This window comes from Rhodococcus sp. 2H158, from assembly GCF_053764755.1.
Genome location: NZ_JBSNCE010000005.1, coordinates 14466 through 35654, shown reverse-complemented (window position 1 = coordinate 35654; position 21189 = coordinate 14466). Strand labels below are relative to the sequence as shown.

Sequence of the window (21189 nt, the reverse complement as noted above, 5' to 3'; positions counted from 1 at the left end):
AGGATCGACGGTCGAATCGCGACTACCGGGGAGTTCCGGCTGGGATAGTGGTGGTTGTGAGCGACCATGCCCGGTCCGGACGCGTGGCGGAGTTGACGATTGCGTTGTCGTTGGCGACGGATCTGGGCACGGGGCAACCGATGGAGCACGGGTTGCGCACGTGCGGGCTGTCACTGGCCGTGTCGGAGGCACTCGGGTTGGCTGCGCCGGCGCGGTCCTGCGTGTATTACGTTGCGCTGCTTCGGTTTCTGGGATGCACGTCGGATGCGTCGGAGACCGCGGTACTGGCCGGCGGCGACGACATCGGATTCGACGCGGCGATGGCGCCGATGCTGATGGCCGAGCCCGGTGAGGGTATGCGCTACTTCGTGCGCCATCTGGCGAACGATCTCCCGTTGCACCGCCGCGTGGGGCGGATTGTGCGGGCACTGAGCGACCCGGACATGAATCGGCGCAGCCTGTCGCAACATTGTGAGGCGGGCGCCCGCCTGGCCACCCGCCTCGGGATGGCCGAATCCGTCCGTCGGTCGCTCGCGCATGCGTACGAGCGCTGGGACGGCAAGGGCTACCCGGCCGGCCTGGCGGCCGACGAGGTGCCGGTGGCGGTGCGGATCGTGACGGTCGCCCGAGACGCCGAGCTGTGGGCGCGCCGGGCGGGCTGGGCGACAGCCACCGACGTGCTGTCGCACCGCAGGGGCCGCGCGTACGACCCGGCCGTGGTCGACGCCGTGGTCGCCGACGGGGAACACTGGCTCGCCGGAATCGGTGACGACCCGTGCGCGGCGGTCCTCGATGCCGAGCCGGCACCGGCCCTGACGATCGAGTCGGGCAACCTCGACGTGGCTCTGACCGCGGTGGCCGATTTCGCCGATCTGAAGTCGCCGTACCTTCGAGGCCACTCGACCGGTGTCTCGCGGCTGGCCGTTGCCGCCGCCGAAGCTGCCGGCCTTGCCGCTGCCGACGCGACGACGCTGGGTCGAGCCGGGCTGGTCCACGACGTCGGACGTGTCGGTATCCCCAACGGGATCTGGGATCGCCGGGGTCCGCTCAGCGCCGAGCAGTGGGAACGGGTTCGGCTGCACCCCTACCTCAGCGAGCGGGTCCTGCACCGCTGCGCGCTGCTGGCCCCCCTCGCCGACCTGGCGGCACGCCACCACGAGCGAGCCGACGGCTCCGGTTACCACCGCGGGGCCTCGGGAGACCAGCTCGGCCTTGGTGCCCGGCTGCTGGGCGCCGCCGATGCCTACCACGCGATGACCGAGAACCGGCCGCACCGGCCGGCGCTGACCCCGGCCGAGGCGGCGTCGCAGCTGCTCGACGAGGTCGACGCGGGCCGCTTCACCCGGGTCGAGGTCGACGCGGTGCTCGATGCTGCCGGTCAGGTGAGCCGCCCGCCGCGGGTCTCCCGTCCCGCGGGTCTCACCGAGCGCGAGGTCGACGTGCTGGCGCTCATCGCCCGCGGCCGCACCAACAAGGAAGTGGCGAGCGCCCTCGTCATCTCGCCCAAGACGGTGGGGCACCACATCGAGCACATCTACACCAAGGCCGGGGTCACCACGCGTGCGGGCGCGACGCTGTTCGCGATGGAGCACGGCCTCCTCTCACCCTGACCGGCGTCGGAAATGGGGCGAACGCCCGATGTGCGCCGGCGGCGACCGGCTCACACTCGCTGACAGGGACCGACGACGAGGGAGGCAGCCATGCCGACGATCGACATCAACGACGCCAGAATCTATTTCGAGCGCACCGGGTCAGGGCGGGCGATCCTGTTCGTGCACGGTATGTGCGGCGACGCCGAGGTCTGGGCAGACCAGGCACGGCGGTTGTCGGACCGCTACACGTGCGTGCGCTACGACCGCCGGGGCCACAGCCGAAGTTCCCGCGGCGACGCCACGATCAGCGACTCCCTGCACGCGGACGACGCCGCCGCGCTGATCGAAGCCCTGGAACTTGCCCCCTGCCTGCTGGTGGGATCGAGCGGCGGCGCCGCCGTCGCCGTCGAGGTCGCGTTGCGCTACGGCCACCTGCTCCGCGGCGCGGTGTTCAGCGAGCCGCCGCTGTTCAGCCTCGATCCGGCTGCCGGCCGGGTCGTCCTCCGCGACGTGGTGCCCCGCGTCGAGCAGGCCACCGCCGTCGGTGGACCGGCCGCCGGGGTCGACGCGTTCTTCTCCGTCGTCTGCCCGGGGCTGTGGTCGATGATCGACGACGAGCGAAGGAACCGCTATCGGGCCAACGCCGACATCGGCTTCACCGACCTGCGGTCCCCGTCGCTCGAGGTCACGGCCGGGGACCTGGCCGCCGTGACAGTGCCCACGCTCGTCGTCGCCGGAAGCGAAAGCCACCCGTCGCTGCGGTCGATCGCCCGGCAACTGGCCGCGGCGCTCCCCGACGCTCGCTTCGTCGAGCTGGAGGGCAGCGGCCACGTCACCTACGCCGAGCGGCCCGACGAATTCGCCGACGCCGCGTCGTCGTTCGCCACCGAGCTCGACCGGCGCACGGCCGCCGCACAGGGCGGCAGGTGAGACGGTCATGAGTCACGGGAGGGCTGCCGAAGTCAGTGCAACCCGATTCGACGTTCGATCCACCGATGGGACACCGCTGGCCGTGTGGGTCGACGGCGACGGGCCGCCGCTCGTCATGGTGCACGGGTCCCTCCGCGACCACACCACGTTCGGCCCCTTGGTGGACGAGCTGCGCGCCGGCGTCACCACGTTCGCGATGGACCGCCGAGGCTTCGGTGCGAGCGGCGACACACCGGGATACGCCATCGAGCGTGATTTCGAGGACGTGGTTGCGGTCGTGGACGCCGTCGTGGCCCGCACCGGCGGGACTGTCGCGGTGTGGGGTCACTCCTATGGGGCCAACTGCGCGATGGGTGGAGCTGCCCTCGCGCGCAACGTCGATCACCTCGTGCTCTACGAGCCGAGCCTGGGGATTGCCTATCCCGCGGGATTGATCGACGCGATCGAGGAGGCGGTGGCTGCCGGCGACATGGAAACAGCGCTCCGTGCACTCCTCGTCGAGATCCTGGAGTTGACCGAAGAGGAATGCGACACAATGCGATCGGGTCCGCAATGGCCGGCCCTCCTCGCCGCTGCGCCCACCGTGCCCAGGGAGTGCAGAGCCGAGGAGGACTGGGTGTATCGGCCCGGCCGGTTCGACGGGATCGCGGCCCCGACGCTCCTGCTGGCGGGCACCGAAAGCCCTTCTCGGCTGAACGAGGCAACTCACCGCGCAGCGGGTGCAATTCCCGACGCCCGGATCCAGATGCTCGACGGGCATGCCCACATGGCCCACAAGACCGATCCCGCCACGGTCGCCACCGTCGTCGGCCGGTTCATCCGATCGTAGAGGCCGTCCCCGCCTCAACGCCCTCTCCTGCCGGTCGACGGTATCGAGGCGGACCTGGCCCGCTGCTGCCGAACACCGCCGGACGTCACATCAATTGAGTGCATGTACTCGTATGCACAATATGAGTTGGATTTATGTGAGTGGAGTCACTTCAATGGGTGCATGACCAGCAGCACTCCCGCGAGTTCCGATATCGACCTCTTCGCCGACGAGGTCCTGACCGACCCCTATCCGACGTACGCCGAACTCCGCGATCTCGGCGCGGTGGTGCATCTGCCCGCCAACGACGTCTATGCCCTCACCCGGTACGACGTCATCCGCGACGCCCTGGCCGACCCCGGCACCTTCTCGTCCCGGACGATCGGCTTCAATCCGATGGTCAACGAGGCGCTCCAGGGCACGTCACTGGCCTCCGACCCGCCGATCCACACCGAACTGCGCGCGGCCCTCACCGAGAACCTCACCCCGCGGGCGCTGCGGGGACTCAAGGGCCAGATCGAGGCCAAGGCCGATGCGCTGGTCGCGGACCTGGTGGCCGAGGGATCGTTCGAGGCCATCGATGCGCTGGCCCGCGCCTTTCCGCTCGAGGTCGTCGCCGACCTGATCGGCTTCACCGGCGCGGCGCGCGACAACATGCTGCGCTGGGGACAGGCCGCGATCGAGGTCATCGGCCCGATGAACCAGCGGACGGCCGAGAACTTCCCGATCGCGGGTGAACTCTACGAATGGTGCGCCGGGGTCCGGGCCGAGGATCTGGCACCGGGGTCGGTGGGTCGCGGGATCTTCGATGCCGAGGCCCGGGGCGTCATTCCCCCCGACACCGCCGGCCACATCATCCACCAGTACCTCGGTGCGGGGGTGGACACCACGATCACCGCGCTCGGCAACATCGTCGCGCTCTTCTCGGCCTTCCCCGACCAGTTCGACCTGGTCCGCCGGAATCCCGCCCTGGTGCCGGCAGCCTTCAACGAGGCACTCCGCTTCTGGGCTCCGATCCATGCCTGGGGCCGCTCGGTCACCGAGGACGTGGAGATCGACGGCACCCTGGTGCCGGCCGGATCCCAGGTGGCGATCCTCTTCGGTGCGGGCAACCGCGACCCGAGGCACTACGAGAATCCGGACGACTTCCTGGTCGAACGGAACCCGGTCGACCATCTGTCCTTCGGCTACGGTCCGCACGGCTGCGCCGGTCAGGGCCTGGCCCGGCTCGAAGCTCACGCCGTCATCGCGGCACTGGCGAATCACGCGCAGCGGCTCGTGGCCGCCGAGCCGGTTCGCGTGCCCAGCAACATCACCCGTTCCATCGACGAACTCGAGATCCTGAAGGTGGTTCCCGCATGAAGATCGTGCTCGACAGGCCCCGTTGTGAAGGCCACGGACTGTGCGAAGAGGCCGCTCCCGCACTGATGCACCTCGACGACGAGGGCGAACTGATCATCGACGTCGGCGAGCTCCCCGAGGGCAGCACCGAACTCGCCGCCGCTGGTGCCGCCGTCCGGGTCTGCCCCGTGGCCGCCCTCAAACTGGCCTGACACCGACAGCCGCAGGAACGGAACCCACATGAACAGCACCGAAGCTCCCCGACGAATCGTGGTCGTCGGCAATGGGATTGCCGGCCAGACGGCCTGTGACAGCCTCCGCGCCGCGGGTTTCGACGGCGACCTGACCATCGTGGGGGAGGAACCGCGGGCGGCCTATTCGCGGCCCGCGCTCTCGAAGGCGCTCCTGGTCGACGGTGGTTCCCACGAACTGGCGCCGCCCACGCACGGGGCCACCGAGGTGCTCGGGGTCGCAGCGGTCGGCCTCGACGTCGAGTCCCGCCGCGTGCGTCTCGCCGACGGATCGGAGCTGAGCTTCGACGGACTGGTGATAGCAACGGGTTCCCGGGCCCGGCGCCTCGGTGGTCCCGACAGTCCGGAGCTGACCTTGCGCACCCTCGACGATGCCCTCGCGTTGCGGGAACGGCTGGCGGCGCGGCCGTCTGTCGTGGTCGTCGGCGCCGGCCCACTGGGGATGGAGATCGCGTCCGCGGCGCTGTCGGCGGGGTGCGAGGTCACGCTTGTGGCCGACGGTAGGCCGATGCTCCCGCATCTGGGGCCGTGCCTGTCCGAAGCGTTCACCGCGGCTGCGGTCGCCCAGGGGCTGAAACTGGTCGACGGTACCGCCGCCGGAATCGACGGCGCGCGTGCCGTGGTCCTGAGCGACGGCTCGCGGGTCGAGGCCGACCTGATCGTCACCGCGATCGGCGACATTCCCAACACGGAGTGGCTGGCCACCAGCGGCCTGATGGTCGACGGCCGCCTCGAGGCGGACTCGCGCGGGCGAGTCGCGCCCGGCATCGTCGCGCCCGGCATCGTCGCGGCCGGTGACGTCGCGGCGATCCCGACGCGTGGGGGTGTGCGCCGGATTCCGCTGTGGAGCAGCGCGATCGAGCAGGCCAAGGTCGCGGCCGTCGCGCTCCTGGCCGGCGACGCCGCGCCCGAACTGGACCTCGATCCGTACTTCTGGACCGAGCAGTTCGGGTTGAACCTCAAGGCGACCGGCCACCTGCCGGCGGCCGGCGAACCCGAGTTCCTCGTCGGTGACAGCCCGCACGGACCGTCGGTGATGCGCTGGACGCACGACGACGGGCGCGGCGTCGCGGTAGCCGTCAATCACCGGATCCCGATCCCGAAGCTGCGCCGCATGGCCTCGGCCGACGCGTGACGCACAAGTTTCGACTGTCGCCGTAGTTTCGGCCAACGGATACGTAGAGTTCGTGTGGATGAACCAACCGCTCGACCACCCGAGCGATCCGGACCTGGGACGGCTCGCCTCGGTCAACCTCAATCTGCTGGTGCCGCTGCTGGCACTGCTCGAGGAGGGGTCGGTCACCCGCGCCGCGGCCCGGGTGGGCATGACCCAGCCCGCGATGAGCCATGCCCTGGGCCGCATGCGCCGGCTGATCGGTGACGATCTGGTGACGCGGCAGGGGAGCGGCCTGGTGCTCACCCCGCGCGCCCTGGAACTGATCGCTCCGCTGCGTGACGTGCTGCGGCAGACCGCGCGCGTGGTGGACTTCCCGGGCTTCGACCCTGCTCGCGACAGCCGCACCATCACGGTGGCGATGACCACCAGCACCGCGTTCGTGGTCGGGCCGAATCTGGCGCGACTGATCGCCGAGCGGGCACCGAATGCGACCCTCCGGATGCGCAACTTCGTCGAGCCGCATCCGAGCGATTTCACCGACGACGGGGTGGACGTCGTACTCGTGTCCGAGGCGTTCTCCTCGCCGTACCCGCGCCACCGGCTCTACGAGAACCGCTGGGTGGTGATCGCCCACCCGGACAGCGATCCCGAGGCGTCTGCGCTGGACCTGCTCACCTCGCTGCCCCACGTCACCTACGACTCCCGGCACCGGGTGGCACCGTACGCCGCGATGGACGCGCACGACGTCCATTACCGGATCGGGCAATTGATCTCGGACCACCTGCTCATCCCGCATCTGGTGGCAACGGCCGGTGGGGTGGCGGTGCACACCTTCCGGGTCGCTGTCGCGATGCGGGAACGGGTGAACCTCCGCATCGAGGAGTTCCCGCTGCCGGTCTCGCCGTTGGGTGTCGACATGGTGTGGAACCCGCGCCTGGCAGATCAGGAGTTCATCGGCTGGTTGCGGGAGATCCTGGTCGACGCGTCCGCCTTCGAGCCGGCGGCACCGACGTCCTCGGCGGCCCGTGAAGGGTGATCGTCAGGGACGGACTTCCTCGTGCCGATGCTGAGCCTCAGTCGTCCGATGCGAGCAGGTGGCACCAGGAACCGGTGAGTTCGTCGAGGCAGACCTCGCGGGGGGTCCGCCAGCCGACCGAGAAGTAGCGGCGCGAGAGGTACTCGAGCTGGCCGAACGCGAGCACGCAGCGGATCCGGCGACGGTCCGGCGGGAATCGGTTAGCGCGGTCCAGCCCCTCGGTCATCTGACCGACCGCGTCCTCGAACCACTGCTCGGTCCTGGCCGCGACGTCCGGCTCATGGGCGGCCTGGTAGGACGCGGTGAGGTAGGGCTTGATCTCGTCCCATTGCGAGAACTTGCGGTCCAGCCACTCCTGGATCCGGTCGCGCGAGCCGGAGGCGACCACTGCGGTCAGCGTGGGGTCGTCGGCCGTCGTGAGGATCGCGTCGACCTTCGTCAGCAGCGCGCTCATCACCTCCGCCTTGGACGAGAAGTGCAGGTAGAAGGTCGTCCGGGTCGAGCCGGCGGCGGTGGCGATGTCGTCGATCGTGGTCGCGGCGTAGCCCTTGGTTCCGAACAGCTCGAGTGCCTTCGTGAGGAAGAGCTCGTAGGTCATCTGCTTCTGTGCGGCACGGAGCGACATGGGCTCGGATTCTAGCCGCAGTACAGCCACTGACCTGTCAGCACAGTCACGTGTCGCGATGAATCTTCACTTGACATGATGTAATGCGAACATCTACTGTGATACGCACCACGTCGTGCTGACGCGACGCTGACGAAAGGAAGTGCCGATGACTGGCGCCCACACTGCCGAGGGCAACACCGTCCACACCGTCCTCGGCCCCGTTCCCGCCGACGAGTTGGGGGTTGTCTCGGTTCACGAGGCGCTGTTGTCGGTGGTTCCGGGCGCGGAGCACGCATTCGACATCACCATGGACCGCGCCGAGATCTTCGAGACCCTGGCCGCGAAGCTGACCGACTTCCGCGAACACGGCGGACGGACGATCGTCGACAGCACCGGCATGTTCCACGGTCGCGACGTGAAGCTGTACGAGGCACTCTCCCGCACGACCGGCGTGCACATCGTCGCGTCCACGGGCATGGGCCCGGAGAACCTGCTCGGCGGCTACTTCCTCACGCCGCAGACCAACCCGCCCACCCCGTGGCCCGCGGAGAAGTTCGCCGACCTGTTCACCAGGGAGATCACCGAGGGCATGGTGGTTCCCCGCGTCGAGCGCCGCGGCGCCGCAGGCCTGGTGACCACCGCCGCGAATCCCGACGGCATGACCGCCACCGAGGAGAGCCTGTTCCGCGGCGCGGCCCGCACCGCCCTGGCCACGGGCGTCGCGGCCTCGATCCGCTACGGGAACGACGCCGTCCACGACCTCGGGATCATCCTGGACGAGAAGCTGCCGGCGGACCGCGTCGTCGTCGGCGGTCTCGACCGCAAGGACGCGATCGCCGCCGGCGCACCGCTCGAGATCGCCCGCCGCGGGGCCTTCGTCGCCCTCGACCACGTGGGCACGGCCGACGACGTCCACGTCGCCGACGAGGAGCGCGCCGCCGTGATCCGCGAATTGATCGAGGCCGGGTACGGAAACCGAATCCTGCTCTCGTGCAACGCGACCGGCGTGTCGAAGGGCGAACCCGGCGGAGACACGGGCGAACCCGGCGGAGACACGGGCGAACCCGGCGGAGACACGGGCGAACCCGGCGGAGACACGGGCCGGCCCGGCCGCGACCTGCCGTTCAGCTACGTGCTCTCGACGTTCGTGCCCCTGCTCACCGCGCAGGGACTCGGCGACGAGGACATCCAGCGCATCCTCACCGGCAATCCGCGCGACCTGCTGGCCGTGCGCTGACGCCCCACCCGAAACCGTCGAAGAGATTTTCCCGAAGGGGAGTTGTTGTGTCGAGAGTGAACACCGTTCTGGGTCCGATCGCGACCGAGGAACTGGGCATCGTCGCCATCCACGAACACATCGGGTACGGCATGCCCGGCTCCGAACTGGACACCCGATGGTGGAAGACCCCCGAGGAGCGGTACGAGGAGACCGTCCCGAAGCTGCGCAAGTTCCACGAGTACGGGGGCGGGACCTTCGTCGACGTCACCGGCATCTGCAACGGCCGTGACATCGACTACTACAAGTCGCTGTCCGCCAAGACCGGCGTGAACATCATCGCCTGCACCGGATTCGTCGGCGGCGACACCGCCCTGCCGTTCTTCGAACGGGCGAGCGTGGACTACCTGACCCGGCAGTTCGTGCACGAGATCACCGTCGGCATCGGCGACACCGGCAGCCGCGCCGGCGTCATCAAGGTCGGGGTGAGCCGCGGTGGCCGGATGACGGAGCTGGACAAGCGCATCTACCGTGCTGCCGCTCGCGCCGCGCTGACCACCGGCGTGCCGATCCTGACCCACCTGGCGATCGACGCCGAGAACGCCATCACCATCTTCAACGAAGAGGGCCTCCCGCTGGACCGCGTGCTGTTCGGGCACGCCGACGACGGCGTGAACGCCGAGAAGACGCGCGACACCTGGATCGCCGAACAGGGTGGCCGCGTCGGCTTCGACACCTTCGGATACGAGACCGAACTCGAGGACCCGCCGTTCTGGGCCCGGCCGCGCAAGGAACGCCTGGACCACTTCCTCCGGTTCCTCGGGGAGGGCCACCTCGACCAGGCACTCGCCGGCGTCGATGCCAACTGCAGCCCGCTCGGGTGGCCGGGTGTCAAGGGCCACACCGTGAACTACCTCTTCGAGGACCTCATTCCGGACCTGCGGGAGGCCGGTCTGGACGAGGCCACGATCACCAAGCTGTTCGTCGAGAACCCGGCCGACTTCCTCACGATCCAGTCCTGATCGCCCCAGGACAACCCAGCGCATCCACTCCCAGGGCGCTCCCGTACGCCCGACCCAGAGAGAAGAGACCCATGCAGCCTTCAGACCTGAAGAACCTCCGCGTCGCCATCGTCGGCGCGGGATACGCCGGCGCGGCGGCGGCCAAGGCACTGAGCCTGCTCGGCGCCGATGTCAACGTGTACGAGCAGGCCACCGAGGTCCGGGAGGTCGGCGCCGGCATCGGTCTGCGTCCGTCCAGCATGGACCGCTTCCGCGAGTGGGGGATCTTCGACGCGATCGCGAACGTCAGCTCGCCGAGTGACTACTTCGAGATCCTCACCGCCACCGGTGATCCGATCATGAAGGACACCTGGCCGGCCTCCGCCGACCAGACGAAGACCTACCTGATCCACCGCGGTGACTTCATCGACGCTCTCCTGGGCGTGCTCCCCGACGGCATGGTGCACCTCGGTCACAAGCTGCAGACCGTCGAGGACCGAGGCGACCGTTCCGTCCTCACCTTCACGAACGGCACGACCGTCGAGGCCGACCTGGTCGTCGGCGCCGACGGCATCAAGTCGGTGGTGCGCCGGCAGCTGTTCAGCGACAAGGACCCACGGTTCTCCGGTGAGCACGCCTACCGCGCAGTGATCTCCGTCGACGACGCCCACGGGATGGTCACCGACGACAACCTCCGGATGTACATCGGCAAGGGAACGAAGGTCTACCTGCTGCCGCTGCGCCACCGGGGTCAGGTGTCCTTCGACATCACTGCCCTGTGCCCGGACAGCACCTGGGCGCCGCAGATCACCAAGGACGATCTCCTGAGGACCGTCGAAGGCTTCGACGAACGGATCGTGAACATCACGCGCGACCTCGACATGGACACCGTGAACATCCGCGCGGTCTACGACATCGACCCGGTCGACACGTGGCATTCGGACTCGGTCGTCCTCGTGGGCGACGCAGCCCACTCGATGCTGCACCACCAGGGCCAGGGCGCGAACTCGGCAATCCTGGACGCCGGCGGTCTCGCCGACGCCCTGCGGGAGGCCGACTCCGTCAAGGAGGCGCTCGCGTCGTACCAGGCAACCCGCAAGCCGGTGACGGACGAGCTGCAGCGCATCTCGCGTCAGGGATGGACCGAGGACGAGGTCAACGACGTCTTCCCCGGGCAGAAGCCGTCGTCCCAGGCGCCCGTCTCCCAGCCTCAGGTCTGACGTCATGGCACTGCATCCCCAGATCGCACAGGTCCTGGCGAACCTGCCGGCCCCGCCCGAGGGCCCGCTCGACCCCGCAGCCATGCGTGCAGCGGAGGAGTCGCAGGTTGCTCCCGTCGAGGAGCGCCTGCCCCTCCATGCCGTCGAGGACACGACCGCGCAGACCCCGTCGGGGGACGTGCCGGTCCGGATCTACACCCCGGTCGACGCCGACTCGTACGGACTGCTGGTGTACTTCCACGGCGGCGCGTTCTTCCTCGGAAGCCTCGACACGCACGACCACGTCGCGCGGAACCTGGCCAATGAGACTGGGCTGAAGGTCGTCTCCGTCGGCTACCGCCGGGCACCCGAGGCGGCGTTCCCGGCCGGCCTCCAGGACTGCCTCGGGGTGGTCCGGTGGGCCGCGGAGAACGGCGAGGCCCTGAAGTGGAACGGTGAGACCCTTGCGCTGGCCGGTGACAGTTCGGGCGGCACCTTCGTCGCCGCCGTCGCCGCGATGGCCCACGACGAGGGATTCGACCGCATCACGCACCAGGTCCTGTACTACCCGTCGCTGGACCTGGACTTCGCCGTCGACCGCTACGCCTCCCTGCGGGAGAACGCCGAAGGGTACGGCGTGGAGACGGCCGGACTGAAGGGCTTCAACTCCTTCTACGTCGACAGCGGTGCCGACCCGGCCGACCCGCTCGTCTCCCCGATCAAGCGCGAGGATCTCACCGGGCTGCCCCCGGCGCTGATCATCACCGCCGAGTTCGACCCCATGCGTGACGAGGGCGAGCTCTACGGCACGCGGCTCGGCGAGGCCGGGGTCGACGCGACGGTCAGCCGCTATGTCGGCGCCAATCACGGTTTCGTCCAGAACTTCTCGTGGATCCCGGAGTTCCACCGGGCGTTCGCGGAGACGGCGGAGTTCCTTCGGCAGGCCCGACCCGGCCGGGGGGAGTGACGTGGTGCAGGACGTGAAGATTCATCCGCTCGTCTCGCCGTGGGGTCGATTCGGTCTCTACAGCTTCTTCATCGACGCCCCGGAGCCGGCGATCGTCGACACCGGGATCGCCTCGTCGCCCGCCGAGGGCATGGCTCCTGCGCTCGAGGCCCTCGGGCACAGGATCGAGGACGTGCGCTGGATCCTGTTGACCCACGGCCACATCGACCACATCGGTGGGGCACACGCCCTGTGGGAACTCACCGGCAGACGGGCCCGGGTCGTGATCCACGAGGCCGACGCGCACCTGTTGCGCTCGCGGCAGGCCCACGTCGACGAGTACCTGTCGGCACGTGGGCAGTACCTGCACGACCCCGAGGGCGCTGCGAAGCAGGCCGCCACCGCGGAAGCCGTCATCTCCGGGGAGATGGAGCCGACGATGCTGGTGCGGGGCGGCGAAAAGCTGTCCCTCGGCGGCGTCGTCACCGTCTCGGTGCATTCCATCCCCGGGCACACCGCCGGATCGGTCGCGTACGTCGTCGAGGGGCAGAACTCCGTGTTCGTCGGCGACGCCGTGCAGGTCCACGGAGCGGCCAACGGCTTCCCCGGCTACGAGGATCCGGACGCGTACCGGTCGAGCCTGCAGTACCTGCGGGACGAGATCCGCCCGAACCACCTGTACCTGGGGCATCCGTACCGTCGGGCGGACGGTGTCGCGTACGGCGTCGAACTCGATCGGGACCAGGCTGCCGAGGCACTCCGCGAGAGTGTGGACATCGAGGGCGGCGTCCGCGGCGCGGCCCATCGGTGCCTGTGCGGCGGTCTGCAGGAGACGGACTCGGCGTACTCGCCGTTCGCACCGGTGGCGGAGGAACTCGGCTACGAGGGGGACCCGACGCTCGAACCGTCCCCGTTCTTCACGTCGCTGCACGGCTACCGCACACAGTTCACCCAGAAGTCTTGACAGAGGATAGGAGTCGCAGACTCATGGCCGATTTCGAAGAATTCGACGCGGGTGGGCAGACCATCCACATCCACAAGGATCTCCGGGTCCCGATGCGGGATGGGATCGAGCTGGCGGCAGACGCCTACCAGGGTGTCGACGACAAGCCTCGACCGGCACTGGTCGCGCTGAGCCCCTACGGCAAGGAGCTGCAGGCACTCGCCCTCACGACGCCGCCGCAGCGTCGCCCCAGCCCGATGTGGGACGGCTGCATCGAAGCCGGGGACATCGCCCGCGTCGTCGCGGAGGGCTACGTCCACGTGATCGGCGACCTGCGCGGCTCCGGCGCCTCCGAGGGCGAACACATCGGCAACTACAACGCCGGTGGCGTGCCGCTGGGGCAGGACGCCTACGACTTCATCGAGTGGGTCGCCGAGCAGCCGTGGTGCGACGGCAACGTCGGCATGATCGGCATCTCCTATTTCGGGTCGATGCAGGTGCTCGCCGCCGCGGAGCGTCCGCCGCATCTGAAGGCGATCTTCGTCAGCGGCGGCCACTACGACTTCTACGAGACCACCTACCACGGCGGCATCATGTGGTTCATGCCGCGTGCCGCCCGCGAGGGCCGCGGCGGCGACTCCGGCTGGGCCTTCACCGACAACGTCAAGTCCCGCATGCTCGAGACGTACTCCCCGGAGGAGATCAGGGAGCGCGTCGCCACGCGCCTCGAGGATCCGGATGTGGCCGCCTGGCCGAACCTGGTCCACGTGCTGAACTACCCGAAGCACCACGAGGCCTGGTTCGACATCGTGATGAACGAGCTGGACGGCGAGTGGTACGAGGAGCGCAACCCCATCACGCTGGCCCCGAACATCGACATCCCGGTCTATCTGCAGATCGACCAGGGCCGCGGCTGGACGATGGACGGCACGATCGAACTCTTCGACGCGCTGAAGGGTCCGAAGAAGCTGGACATCGGCCCGTACCCGCCCATGCAGTCGCGCCCCTTCATCGAGGAGCACGACAAGATGTTCCGCTGGTACGACTACTGGATCAAGGGCATCGACAACGGGATCATGGACGAGCCCGCCGTGAACGTCTTCGTGGAGGGCTCGCGTGAGCGGGTGACCGGCAGCCAGTGGCCGCCGAAGGCCATCGAGTACAAGTCCCTGTACCTGCGTCCGCGCGGCAAGCTGTCCACCGAGCCGGAGCCGATGGGTGCGCAGTACGCCGCCCCGGACGGCTTCTATCAGGCCCCGCTGACCGTCACCGACAAGGTCGAGATCCTGAAGTGGGAGACCCCGGTGTTCGAGGAGCCCACGGAAATGATCGGCACCGGTGCCGCGCACATCTTCGCGGAAATCGACCAGCCGGACTCGAACTTCATCCTGCGCCTGTGGGACTACGCCCCGGGCGGCAAGCGCCAGCTGATCACCACCGGCTACCTGAAGGCCTCGCACCGCGAGCTGGACGAGCGCACCACCGAGGGCAACCCGTACCACCCGCACACCCGCGCTGTGCCGGTCGAGCCCGGGAAGATCGAGGAGTACGTGCTGCGCCTCTACCCGTTCGCGAACACCTTCCAGCCGGGTCACAAGCTGACCGTGGAGCTGTCCAACGGGGAGCCGCTGGCCGACGAGCACAACGCGCTGCTCCCGCCGGATGCGTTCCACCTGCCGGTGGGCCGCCCGGTCACCCACAAGATCTACCGGGACGCCGCCCACCGGTCCCGGCTCGTGCTGCCGTTCACGACGCGCACGGCGGGGGAGAAGGAGTAGCGGCAGCGGTTTCGGACGCCACGTCCTTCCGCCACGGTGCGTTACGCTCGGGCATCGTCCCGTCGGCGGAAGGGCAGTGATGCGTGCGGTGCTCGGCGTTGCGATCGATGCCGGTGAGGTCTGTGCGGTGCTCGTGGATGCCGACGTTCCGGCGCTCGGCCCGTTCGACACGCAGCGGTGGGCCGCCGGCGAACGCACGGACGCCGAGGCGGTGCGCCGGGCGCTCGCGGTGATGACCGAGCGCGCCGCGCGGGCCGGGGTGCCGTTCGCCCGGGCCGGACTGGTGGCGTCCGAGGCGGTCGTGCCGGACTCCGGGGAGACCGCTGTGCCGGTGCAGTCCGTGGGGGTCGACGAGGCCCGGCTGGCCTTCCTCGCCGCGACCCCGGAACTCGAGGGTGTACGGGTGGTGGCACTGATCGGCCGCGACGATGCGGCCACGACCGCGTCGGTCGCCGACATCCGTTCGGGGGCGGTCCTCGCGTCGGTCGCCGTGGCGGAGGACGACTTCGGTGGGATCGCCCCGGCCTTGCCGGAGGCCGCGGACGAGGCCGTGGCGCGGGCCGGGGTGGCGCCGGAGGCGCTGGCCTTCCTGGACCTGCGACCCGGCGACGCCGCGGTCGCCCGGGAGTTGTCCGCGGTCCTCGGGGTGCCGTTCGTGACCCCGCACGGCGTGCCGTGGCACCGGGCCACCGGAGCCGCGCTCGTGGCCGCACACACCGATCGGCCGCCGGCCCCGGCGCCTTCTCCGGGCCGCCGGGTGGCGGTGCTGGTGTCGGCCCTCGTCGCGCTGGCCGTGCTGCTCGGCGGCGGGCTGGCCGTCGCCATCGGTGGGGCCGGACCGTCCGAGCCGCCGCGCCCGGCCGACGCCGTCCGGTCCGTGCCCGCACCGCAGACCAGTCTCTCGCCGGAGACCGGGACGCCGTCCGCGGTTCCGTGCCCGGGGCGCGACACTCCGGCCGCGCAGGCGCCCGAGGTCCGTCCCGCGGGCTGGTCGGTGCGGGCGTCCGACCCCGATCTCGGCCCCCGCCCCGGCCCGACGCCGCCGACGACGACCGTCACCGCACCGCCGTGCGAATGACGTTCCCCGGGAATATCGTTCGATTCAGGCGAGGCGTGCGAGCCGGGCGCCGGCCGCGCGCATGGCGTCGAGATCGGTGGCGACCATGATCTCCGCGAATCGGTCACGGTAGTCACCGAGGTCGTCGCCGACGGATCCCACCACCGCCACGACCGGAACCGTGTGGACCCGGGCGAGGATCGCCGAGACGATCTTTCCGGCGCGGGACTGTCCGTCGAGGCGGCCCTCGCCGATGACGACGAGGTCGGCGCCGGCGAGGGCCGCCTCGAAACCGACGGCGTCGAGCACGAATTCGGCTCCCGAGCGCAGGTCCGCGGCGAACTGCGCCCACATGCCGCCGGCGAAACCGCCGGCCGCGCCGGTGCCGTCGACCTCGCGCGGATCACGCGGAAGCGTCACGGCCGCGTCCTCGAGGCGCCGCGTGAGCCGCTCCACGGCCGTCTCGTCGGCGCCCTTCTGCGGGCCGAACACCACGGCGGCGTCGGCGTAGCGGGTGGTCACGTCCGTCAGCACCGTGACGGTGGCGGTGCCCAGGCCGCCGGCCTCCATGATGGCGGTGATCGCGCCGAGCCCGCCGTCGGTCGTGGCCGACCCGCCGGCCGCGACGACGATGTGCGTGGCGCCGCGCCGCAGTGCCTCGACCATCGCCAGCCCGGTGCCGTAGGTGTCCGCCGTCATCGGATCACGGAAGCCCTTGTGCGGTGTGGTGATTCCGCTGAAGGTGGCGAGTTCGACGACCGCGGTGCCGTCCTCGCCGAGTCCGAACGATCCCGAGCACGGTGCGCGCCAGGGGTTCACGGATTCCATCTCGATCAGCTCGAGGCCGAGCGGGCCGGTGAGCACTTCGAGGGTGCCGTCGCCGCCGTCGGCCACCGGCATCCGGATCGCCTCGAGCCCGGCGGATTCCGCGCCGGCCGCCACCTCCTCGGCGACCTCCGCAGCCCGGTACGTGCCCTTGAAACTGTCCGGGGCGATCAGCACCCTCACCGGTTCACCACCCATTCGAACGCCGCGGCCTCGGATCGGGCCCCCTGCGCAGCGCGGGAGCGGTTCGGCTCGCCCAGTTCGGCGACGACGGTTTCCCCGAGCCGGACCAGGTCGGCGAACACCGCCGGGGTCAGCCAGGGGGGCCGGGTGGCGAAGAGCAGGTCCTCGCTCGCGGTGTTGCCGCTCGCGCCGGGGGCGAACGGGCAGCCGCCGAGGCCGCCGAGCGAACCGTCCACCACCGCGGCGCCCGCCCCGATCGCCGCGAGGCTGTTGGCGACGCCCAGACCCCAGGTGTCGTGGCCGTGGAAGACGATGCGGCGGGCGGGGGAGTCGTCGCGCACCCGGGACACCAGCGCCGCGACCTGCGCCGGCACGGCCTGGCCGAGGGTGTCCGCCAGGACGATGTCGGCGGCGCCGTCGGCGCGGGGGTCGCACGCGATCTCGAGCACCCGGTCGGGGTCGACAGGCCCGTCGAACGGGCAGGTGAACGCCGTGGCCAGACAGAGCTGGATGCTGCCGCCGGCAGCGTGGGCGTGCTCCACCGCGGTGGGCATCGCGGCGAGGCTCGCGTCGGTGTCCCGGCCGATGTTGGCGCGGTTGTGTGCGTCCGACACCGACAGGCAGTACTGGAAGTGCCGGGCGCCGGCGGCGGCCGCCTTCTCCACGTGCCGCGGCGTGGCCACCCAGATGTAGCAGCGGTCGAGTTCCTCGGGGGTGAGCATCCCGATCAGTTCGACGGTGCCGGCCATCGGGGGCACCAGATCGGGTCGGGCCATCGAGCCGATCTCGAGCTGCGGCACGCCGGCGCTCAGCAGGGCACGGACGATCTGTGCCCGGCGCTCGGTGGGCAGCACCTTGCCGGTCAGTTGCAGCCCGTCGCGCAGGGTCACGTCGCGCAGTTGCGGTGCCCCGGCCCTCACGACACCACCGCTCACGACACCACCTCCAGGAGCTCGTCGATCTCGGCCTCGGTCCGGCCGAGCAGGCCGCCGAGGATCTCGCGGGTGTGTTCGCCCAGGTCCGGCCCGACGTTGCGGATGGGCAGCGACCGGCCGCCGAGCACGGGCACGATGCCCGGGAACCCGACCTGCTTCGGCTCGTCCTCGCCGACGTCGACGGCGAAGTGCTGGATCATGTTCCGGGCCCGGTACTGCTCGTCGTCGACGATGTCGGCCGCCGTGTAGATCGGCCCGCACGGCACCCCCGCGGCCTCGAGGATCCCGAGCACGTCGTCGCGCGGCCGGCGCCGCGTCCAGTCGGCGATCGCGGCGTCGAGTTCCTCCCGCCGGGCCCACCGCCCGTGGTTGGTGGTCAGGCCGGGATCGTCGGCGAGGTCGGGCCGCTCGATGGTGCGCATGTAGCGCTGGAAGATGGCGTCCGCGTTGCCGGCGATGATCACGGAGGTGCCGTCCGAGCAGGGGTAGGCGTTCGAGGGGGCGATGCCCTCCATGCGGCCGCCGACCCGTTCGCGCCGGACGCCGTAGGCGAGGTAGTCGGGAATCAGCGATTCCATCATCGACAGCATCGACTCGTTCAGTGCGACGTCGACGACCCGGTTCACCATCGGCAGCGACCCGATCAGCTGCCGCTGCAGCAGCGCCGTGACCGAGCCGAAGGCCGCGTACAGCCCGGCGATGGAGTCGCCGATCGACACCCCCACCCGCACCGGCGGCCGGTCCGGATCCCCGACGAGTTCGCGGAACCCGCCCACGGCCTCGGCGACGGCCGCGAATCCGGGGCGATCCGCGAGGGGACCCGTCTGGCCGAACGCGGAGATCCGGGTGATCACCAGGTCGGGCTTGATCTCCGACAGCACCTCGGGGCCCATGCCCCACTTCTCCAGTGTGCCCGGCCGGAAGTTCTCGAGCAGCACGTCGCAGTGGCGCACCAGATCGAGGATCACGGCCCGGCCGGCGTCGGTACGCAGGTCCACCACGATGGACTTCTTGTTGCGGTTCACCGTGCGGTACAGCATCGACGTGTCCCCGGCGTACAGGCGCCAATTGCGCAGTTCGTCGCCGGTGCGGGGACGTTCGACCTTGATGACCTCGGCGCCGAAGTCGGCGAGCAGCCGGCCCGCGGTGGGTGCGGCGATGTAGTTGCCGAGTTCGAGGACGCGGATGCCCTCGAGAGGGCGCAGGATCTCCTCCGAGTTCATGCGCAACAGTGTGCCCTGTGCCGCGGCGCGGCGTGTGCCCTGTGCCGCGGCGCGGCGTGTGCCCTGTGCCGCGGCGCGGCGTGTGCCCTGTGCCGCGGCGCGGCGTGTGCCCTGTGCCGCGGCGCGGCGTGTGCCCTGTGCCGACGGCGAGCGGACACGCCGCGCCCCTCCCGCGATCGTGTGACCCAGCGCACTATTCTTCACTGTCGGACGGGGGCCTCGGGAAGGTGCTTGGGTCATGGTGGTCGCGAAAGTCGTTCTGTGGTGTGCGCTGCTGGTGGGTCTGGTCGGCGCCGGGATCGCCGTCAACGCGCTGCACGTGCACGGTGCCGTCGGCTCACTGATCGTGGCGTCGGTCGCGGGCCTGGTGCTGCTGCGGCTTCGGCCCGCGGCGCAGCTGGAGGTCGAGCCGGATCGCCTCGCGCACTGACAGGCCGCGCACTGACAGGTCGGGTCCCTTGGGCTTGCGAGAGCCTGCCGAAGCCCCGTACCCAAGGCACTCGAGGCGCCTCACCCCTGTTGAGCTTGCAATAGCAGGCACAAGCCTGGACAACGGGGCGTGACGACGGCACACTCGATGCAAAGCATGCCGTCGCAAGCACAGAGAGGAGGTGCCGTGGCCACGCCTCGTCGTCGCACCCGCACGGGACGCGGCGGTCTCGGTGACCACTTCGTGGACCGGCGGCACCGGCTCGGCCTCACCCAGTCCGAGCTCGCCGACCTCGCCGGTGTGTCGCGCTCGAGCGTCCAGTCGCTCGAGTCCGGTCGCGCCACCGTGCAACTCGACCTCGTCGTGGCGATCGCCGACGCGCTGGGCTGCGACCTGACCCTCACGACGCGCGGCGACCGGGCCGGGTGAGCGCGGTGGTCGAACGTCTGGTCGCCGTCGACAGCGCCGACGTGTACAAGGGCGACCGCCTGGCCGGGCACCTCAGCCGGGACGGCCACGATGTCGTGTTCCGGTACGTGCAGGACTACCTCGACGATCCGGCCGCTCCCGCCCTCGCGTGGACGGTGCCGAAGACCGGGGAGGAGGTCCGCGCCGGCGGCGGCAGCGTGCCCCCGTTCTTCGCCGGCCTGCTGCCGGAGGGCATCCGGCTCCGCGGCGCCGTCGCCGCCACCAAGACCTCCGAAGACGACCACCTCACCATCCTCATGGCGGTCGGCGCGGACACCATCGGCGATGTGCGGGTGCTCCCCGCCGGCGCCCGGCCACCGACGTCGACGCTCCTGCTCGACCCGGATGCCGTCCGGCGTGAGGACCTGCACGAGCTGTTCGACCGGATCTCCGGCCACGAGTCCGTCGTCCTCGACCCGACCTCCCTGCCGGGAGTGCAGGCGAAGGTGTCGGCCCAGATGTACTCCGCCCCCGTCGCGACGGTGCAGGGCCCCGCCATCCTCAAACTCGCACCACCCCGCGGCTATCCCCGCCTGGTCGAGAACGAGCACTTCTTCATGGGTCTCGCGACCGCCTGCGGCCTCGCCGTCGCCGGGCATCAGCTCGTCTACGACCGCAGGGGCAACGCGGGACTGCTCGTCGCCCGCTTCGACCGCTGGATCGGTCCCGGCCACACCGTCCACCGCACCGCGCAGGAGGACGCCTGCCAGGTCCTCGGTGTCTACCCGGCGGCCAAGTACCGGCTGAAGACCGAACGCGTCGTCGAGGCGCTGGCCGCCGCGTGCGAGCGCGGCGGCGGATCGGCCCGCGTCGCCACCCTCGAACTGCTGCGGCTCGTGGCCTACTCGTACGCCGTCGGCAACGGTGACCTGCACGGGAAGAACTTCTCCATCCACCTGACCGAGGCCGGGCTGTGGGCCGTCACCCCGGCCTACGACCTCCTGTGCACCCAGCCCTACCTCGGTTGGCGCGACCCGATGGCCCTCGACCTGTACGGCAAGGCCAACAAGCTCACCCGCCGCCACTTCGTCGAGTCCGGCGGCCGGCTCGGCGTGCCCGAACGCGCCGTCGTCCGGATGCTCGACGGGATCCGGCGCGGGATCGCCGGCGGCCTCGACCGCGTCGCCGACATCGGGTTCGACGACCGGGACACGGCCCGCCTGCGGGACATGCTGGTCCGGCGCGCCGACGAACTCGGCTGATCCGGTCGTCGTACGTCGGCCGGACCCCCGGCCGGTAGAGTCCCCGACGGGCGTCCCGCACGAGACCGCGGTCGCCTGTCGCGCATCGAAGAGGAGCACCG

21 protein-coding genes are annotated in these 21189 nt (G+C 70.3%); 17 read left to right on the top strand and 4 right to left on the bottom strand.

What is annotated here, in order from left to right:
• Positions 1–56 precede the first annotated feature (56 nt).
• From ACWPOB_RS06045 to ACWPOB_RS06015, 7 genes are all read left to right on the top strand, one after another.
• On the top strand, positions 57–1610 hold the full coding sequence (locus tag ACWPOB_RS06045) for an HD domain-containing phosphohydrolase (protein WP_455400227.1): 1554 nt from the start codon (positions 57–59) through the stop codon (positions 1608–1610).
• A 90-nt stretch (positions 1611–1700) separates the two neighbouring features.
• Positions 1701–2522, top strand: a complete 822-nt coding sequence (locus ACWPOB_RS06040) for an alpha/beta fold hydrolase (protein WP_455400226.1) — start codon at positions 1701–1703, stop codon at positions 2520–2522.
• Between the two features lie 82 nt (positions 2523–2604).
• The gene (locus ACWPOB_RS06035) at positions 2605–3351 is read left to right on the top strand and encodes an alpha/beta fold hydrolase (protein ID WP_455400225.1); all 747 of its coding nucleotides are present in this window, start codon (positions 2605–2607) and stop codon (positions 3349–3351) included.
• Positions 3352–3513: 162 nt separating this feature from the next.
• Positions 3514–4692 carry a cytochrome P450 gene (locus ACWPOB_RS06030; protein ID WP_100056287.1) on the top strand — a complete coding sequence of 393 codons (1179 nt, stop codon included), beginning with the start codon at positions 3514–3516 and terminating at the stop codon, positions 4690–4692.
• On the top strand, positions 4689–4883 hold the full coding sequence (locus tag ACWPOB_RS06025) for a ferredoxin (protein WP_455400224.1): 195 nt from the start codon (positions 4689–4691) through the stop codon (positions 4881–4883). The genes ACWPOB_RS06030 and ACWPOB_RS06025 overlap by 4 nt, the downstream gene beginning before the upstream one ends.
• A gap of 28 nt (positions 4884–4911) precedes the next feature.
• Positions 4912–6057 carry an NAD(P)/FAD-dependent oxidoreductase gene (locus ACWPOB_RS06020; RefSeq protein WP_455400223.1) on the top strand — a complete coding sequence of 382 codons (1146 nt, stop codon included), beginning with the start codon at positions 4912–4914 and terminating at the stop codon, positions 6055–6057.
• A 58-nt stretch (positions 6058–6115) separates the two neighbouring features.
• Entirely contained in the window at positions 6116–7075 is a 960-nt protein-coding gene (locus ACWPOB_RS06015) for a LysR family transcriptional regulator (protein WP_455400222.1), read from the top strand.
• A gap of 37 nt (positions 7076–7112) precedes the next feature.
• Here ACWPOB_RS06015 and ACWPOB_RS06010 read toward each other — a convergent pair whose 3' ends face one another.
• Entirely contained in the window at positions 7113–7700 is a 588-nt protein-coding gene (locus ACWPOB_RS06010) for a TetR/AcrR family transcriptional regulator (RefSeq protein WP_455400221.1), read from the bottom strand.
• A gap of 148 nt (positions 7701–7848) precedes the next feature.
• Between ACWPOB_RS06010 and ACWPOB_RS06005 the strand changes: the two genes are divergently transcribed.
• From ACWPOB_RS06005 to ACWPOB_RS05975, 7 genes are all read left to right on the top strand, one after another.
• Positions 7849–8919, top strand: coding sequence for a phosphotriesterase family protein (locus tag ACWPOB_RS06005; protein WP_455400220.1), 1071 nt, complete (start codon positions 7849–7851; stop codon positions 8917–8919).
• A gap of 47 nt (positions 8920–8966) precedes the next feature.
• Positions 8967–9920 (top strand): phosphotriesterase family protein, encoded by a 954-nt coding sequence (locus ACWPOB_RS06000; protein WP_100056284.1) that lies wholly within the window; start codon positions 8967–8969, stop codon positions 9918–9920.
• 71 nt (positions 9921–9991) lie between these two features.
• Positions 9992–11119, top strand: a complete 1128-nt coding sequence (locus ACWPOB_RS05995; RefSeq protein WP_455400219.1) for an FAD-dependent monooxygenase — start codon at positions 9992–9994, stop codon at positions 11117–11119.
• A gap of 4 nt (positions 11120–11123) precedes the next feature.
• Complete coding sequence (locus ACWPOB_RS05990) at positions 11124–12065, top strand: alpha/beta hydrolase (protein ID WP_455400218.1); 942 nt, start codon at positions 11124–11126, stop codon at positions 12063–12065.
• Between the two features lies 1 nt (position 12066).
• Entirely contained in the window at positions 12067–13008 is a 942-nt protein-coding gene (locus ACWPOB_RS05985) for an MBL fold metallo-hydrolase (RefSeq protein ID WP_455400217.1), read from the top strand.
• A gap of 23 nt (positions 13009–13031) precedes the next feature.
• Positions 13032–14765: a CocE/NonD family hydrolase gene (locus ACWPOB_RS05980; protein WP_100056281.1), complete on the top strand. Its 1734-nt coding sequence runs from the start codon at positions 13032–13034 to the stop codon at positions 14763–14765.
• Between the two features lie 79 nt (positions 14766–14844).
• On the top strand, positions 14845–15843 hold the full coding sequence (locus ACWPOB_RS05975; RefSeq protein ID WP_455400216.1) for a hypothetical protein: 999 nt from the start codon (positions 14845–14847) through the stop codon (positions 15841–15843).
• Between the two features lie 24 nt (positions 15844–15867).
• On the opposite strand, the gene ACWPOB_RS05970 is transcribed toward ACWPOB_RS05975, so the two are convergent.
• From ACWPOB_RS05970 to ACWPOB_RS05960, 3 genes are read right to left on the bottom strand one after another with little or no spacing between them, the layout of a single operon-like run.
• A complete protein-coding gene (locus ACWPOB_RS05970) occupies positions 15868–16845 on the bottom strand; it encodes a glycerate kinase (protein ID WP_455400215.1) in 978 nt (325 codons plus the stop codon).
• Entirely contained in the window at positions 16827–17765 is a 939-nt protein-coding gene (locus ACWPOB_RS05965) for a hydroxymethylglutaryl-CoA lyase (RefSeq protein WP_455400214.1), read from the bottom strand. Before ACWPOB_RS05965 ends, ACWPOB_RS05970 begins: the two co-directional genes overlap by 19 nt.
• The gene (locus tag ACWPOB_RS05960; protein WP_455400213.1) at positions 17762–18988 is read right to left on the bottom strand and encodes a CaiB/BaiF CoA transferase family protein; all 1227 of its coding nucleotides are present in this window, start codon (positions 18986–18988) and stop codon (positions 17762–17764) included. Before ACWPOB_RS05960 ends, ACWPOB_RS05965 begins: the two co-directional genes overlap by 4 nt.
• Positions 18989–19226: 238 nt before the next feature.
• On the opposite strand from ACWPOB_RS05960, the gene ACWPOB_RS05955 reads away from it, so the two are divergent.
• From ACWPOB_RS05955 to ACWPOB_RS05945, 3 genes are all read left to right on the top strand, one after another.
• Positions 19227–19418, top strand: coding sequence for a hypothetical protein (locus ACWPOB_RS05955; RefSeq protein ID WP_100058432.1), 192 nt, complete (start codon positions 19227–19229; stop codon positions 19416–19418).
• 186 nt (positions 19419–19604) lie between these two features.
• Positions 19605–19847 carry a helix-turn-helix transcriptional regulator gene (locus ACWPOB_RS05950; RefSeq protein WP_100058431.1) on the top strand — a complete coding sequence of 81 codons (243 nt, stop codon included), beginning with the start codon at positions 19605–19607 and terminating at the stop codon, positions 19845–19847.
• Between the two features lie 5 nt (positions 19848–19852).
• A complete protein-coding gene (locus ACWPOB_RS05945; protein WP_455400212.1) occupies positions 19853–21088 on the top strand; it encodes a type II toxin-antitoxin system HipA family toxin in 1236 nt (411 codons plus the stop codon).
• Positions 21089–21189 lie beyond the last annotated feature (101 nt).

Coding starts and splice junctions, on each gene's coding strand:
- ACWPOB_RS06030 (WP_100056287.1), top strand. CDS start 3,514: ATGACCAGCAGCACTCCCGCGAGTTCCGATATCGACCTCTTCGCCGAC.
- ACWPOB_RS05970 (WP_455400215.1), bottom strand. CDS start 16,845: ATGGGTGGTGAACCGGTGAGGGTGCTGATCGCCCCGGACAGTTTCAAG.
- ACWPOB_RS05995 (WP_455400219.1), top strand. CDS start 9,992: ATGCAGCCTTCAGACCTGAAGAACCTCCGCGTCGCCATCGTCGGCGCG.
- ACWPOB_RS05955 (WP_100058432.1), top strand. CDS start 19,227: ATGGTGGTCGCGAAAGTCGTTCTGTGGTGTGCGCTGCTGGTGGGTCTG.
- ACWPOB_RS06040 (WP_455400226.1), top strand. CDS start 1,701: ATGCCGACGATCGACATCAACGACGCCAGAATCTATTTCGAGCGCACC.
- ACWPOB_RS06005 (WP_455400220.1), top strand. CDS start 7,849: ATGACTGGCGCCCACACTGCCGAGGGCAACACCGTCCACACCGTCCTC.
- ACWPOB_RS05980 (WP_100056281.1), top strand. CDS start 13,032: ATGGCCGATTTCGAAGAATTCGACGCGGGTGGGCAGACCATCCACATC.
- ACWPOB_RS05960 (WP_455400213.1), bottom strand. CDS start 18,988: ATGAACTCGGAGGAGATCCTGCGCCCTCTCGAGGGCATCCGCGTCCTC.
- ACWPOB_RS06015 (WP_455400222.1), top strand. CDS start 6,116: ATGAACCAACCGCTCGACCACCCGAGCGATCCGGACCTGGGACGGCTC.
- ACWPOB_RS05975 (WP_455400216.1), top strand. CDS start 14,845: ATGCGTGCGGTGCTCGGCGTTGCGATCGATGCCGGTGAGGTCTGTGCG.
- ACWPOB_RS05990 (WP_455400218.1), top strand. CDS start 11,124: ATGGCACTGCATCCCCAGATCGCACAGGTCCTGGCGAACCTGCCGGCC.
- ACWPOB_RS06020 (WP_455400223.1), top strand. CDS start 4,912: ATGAACAGCACCGAAGCTCCCCGACGAATCGTGGTCGTCGGCAATGGG.
- ACWPOB_RS06010 (WP_455400221.1), bottom strand. CDS start 7,700: ATGTCGCTCCGTGCCGCACAGAAGCAGATGACCTACGAGCTCTTCCTC.
- ACWPOB_RS06025 (WP_455400224.1), top strand. CDS start 4,689: ATGAAGATCGTGCTCGACAGGCCCCGTTGTGAAGGCCACGGACTGTGC.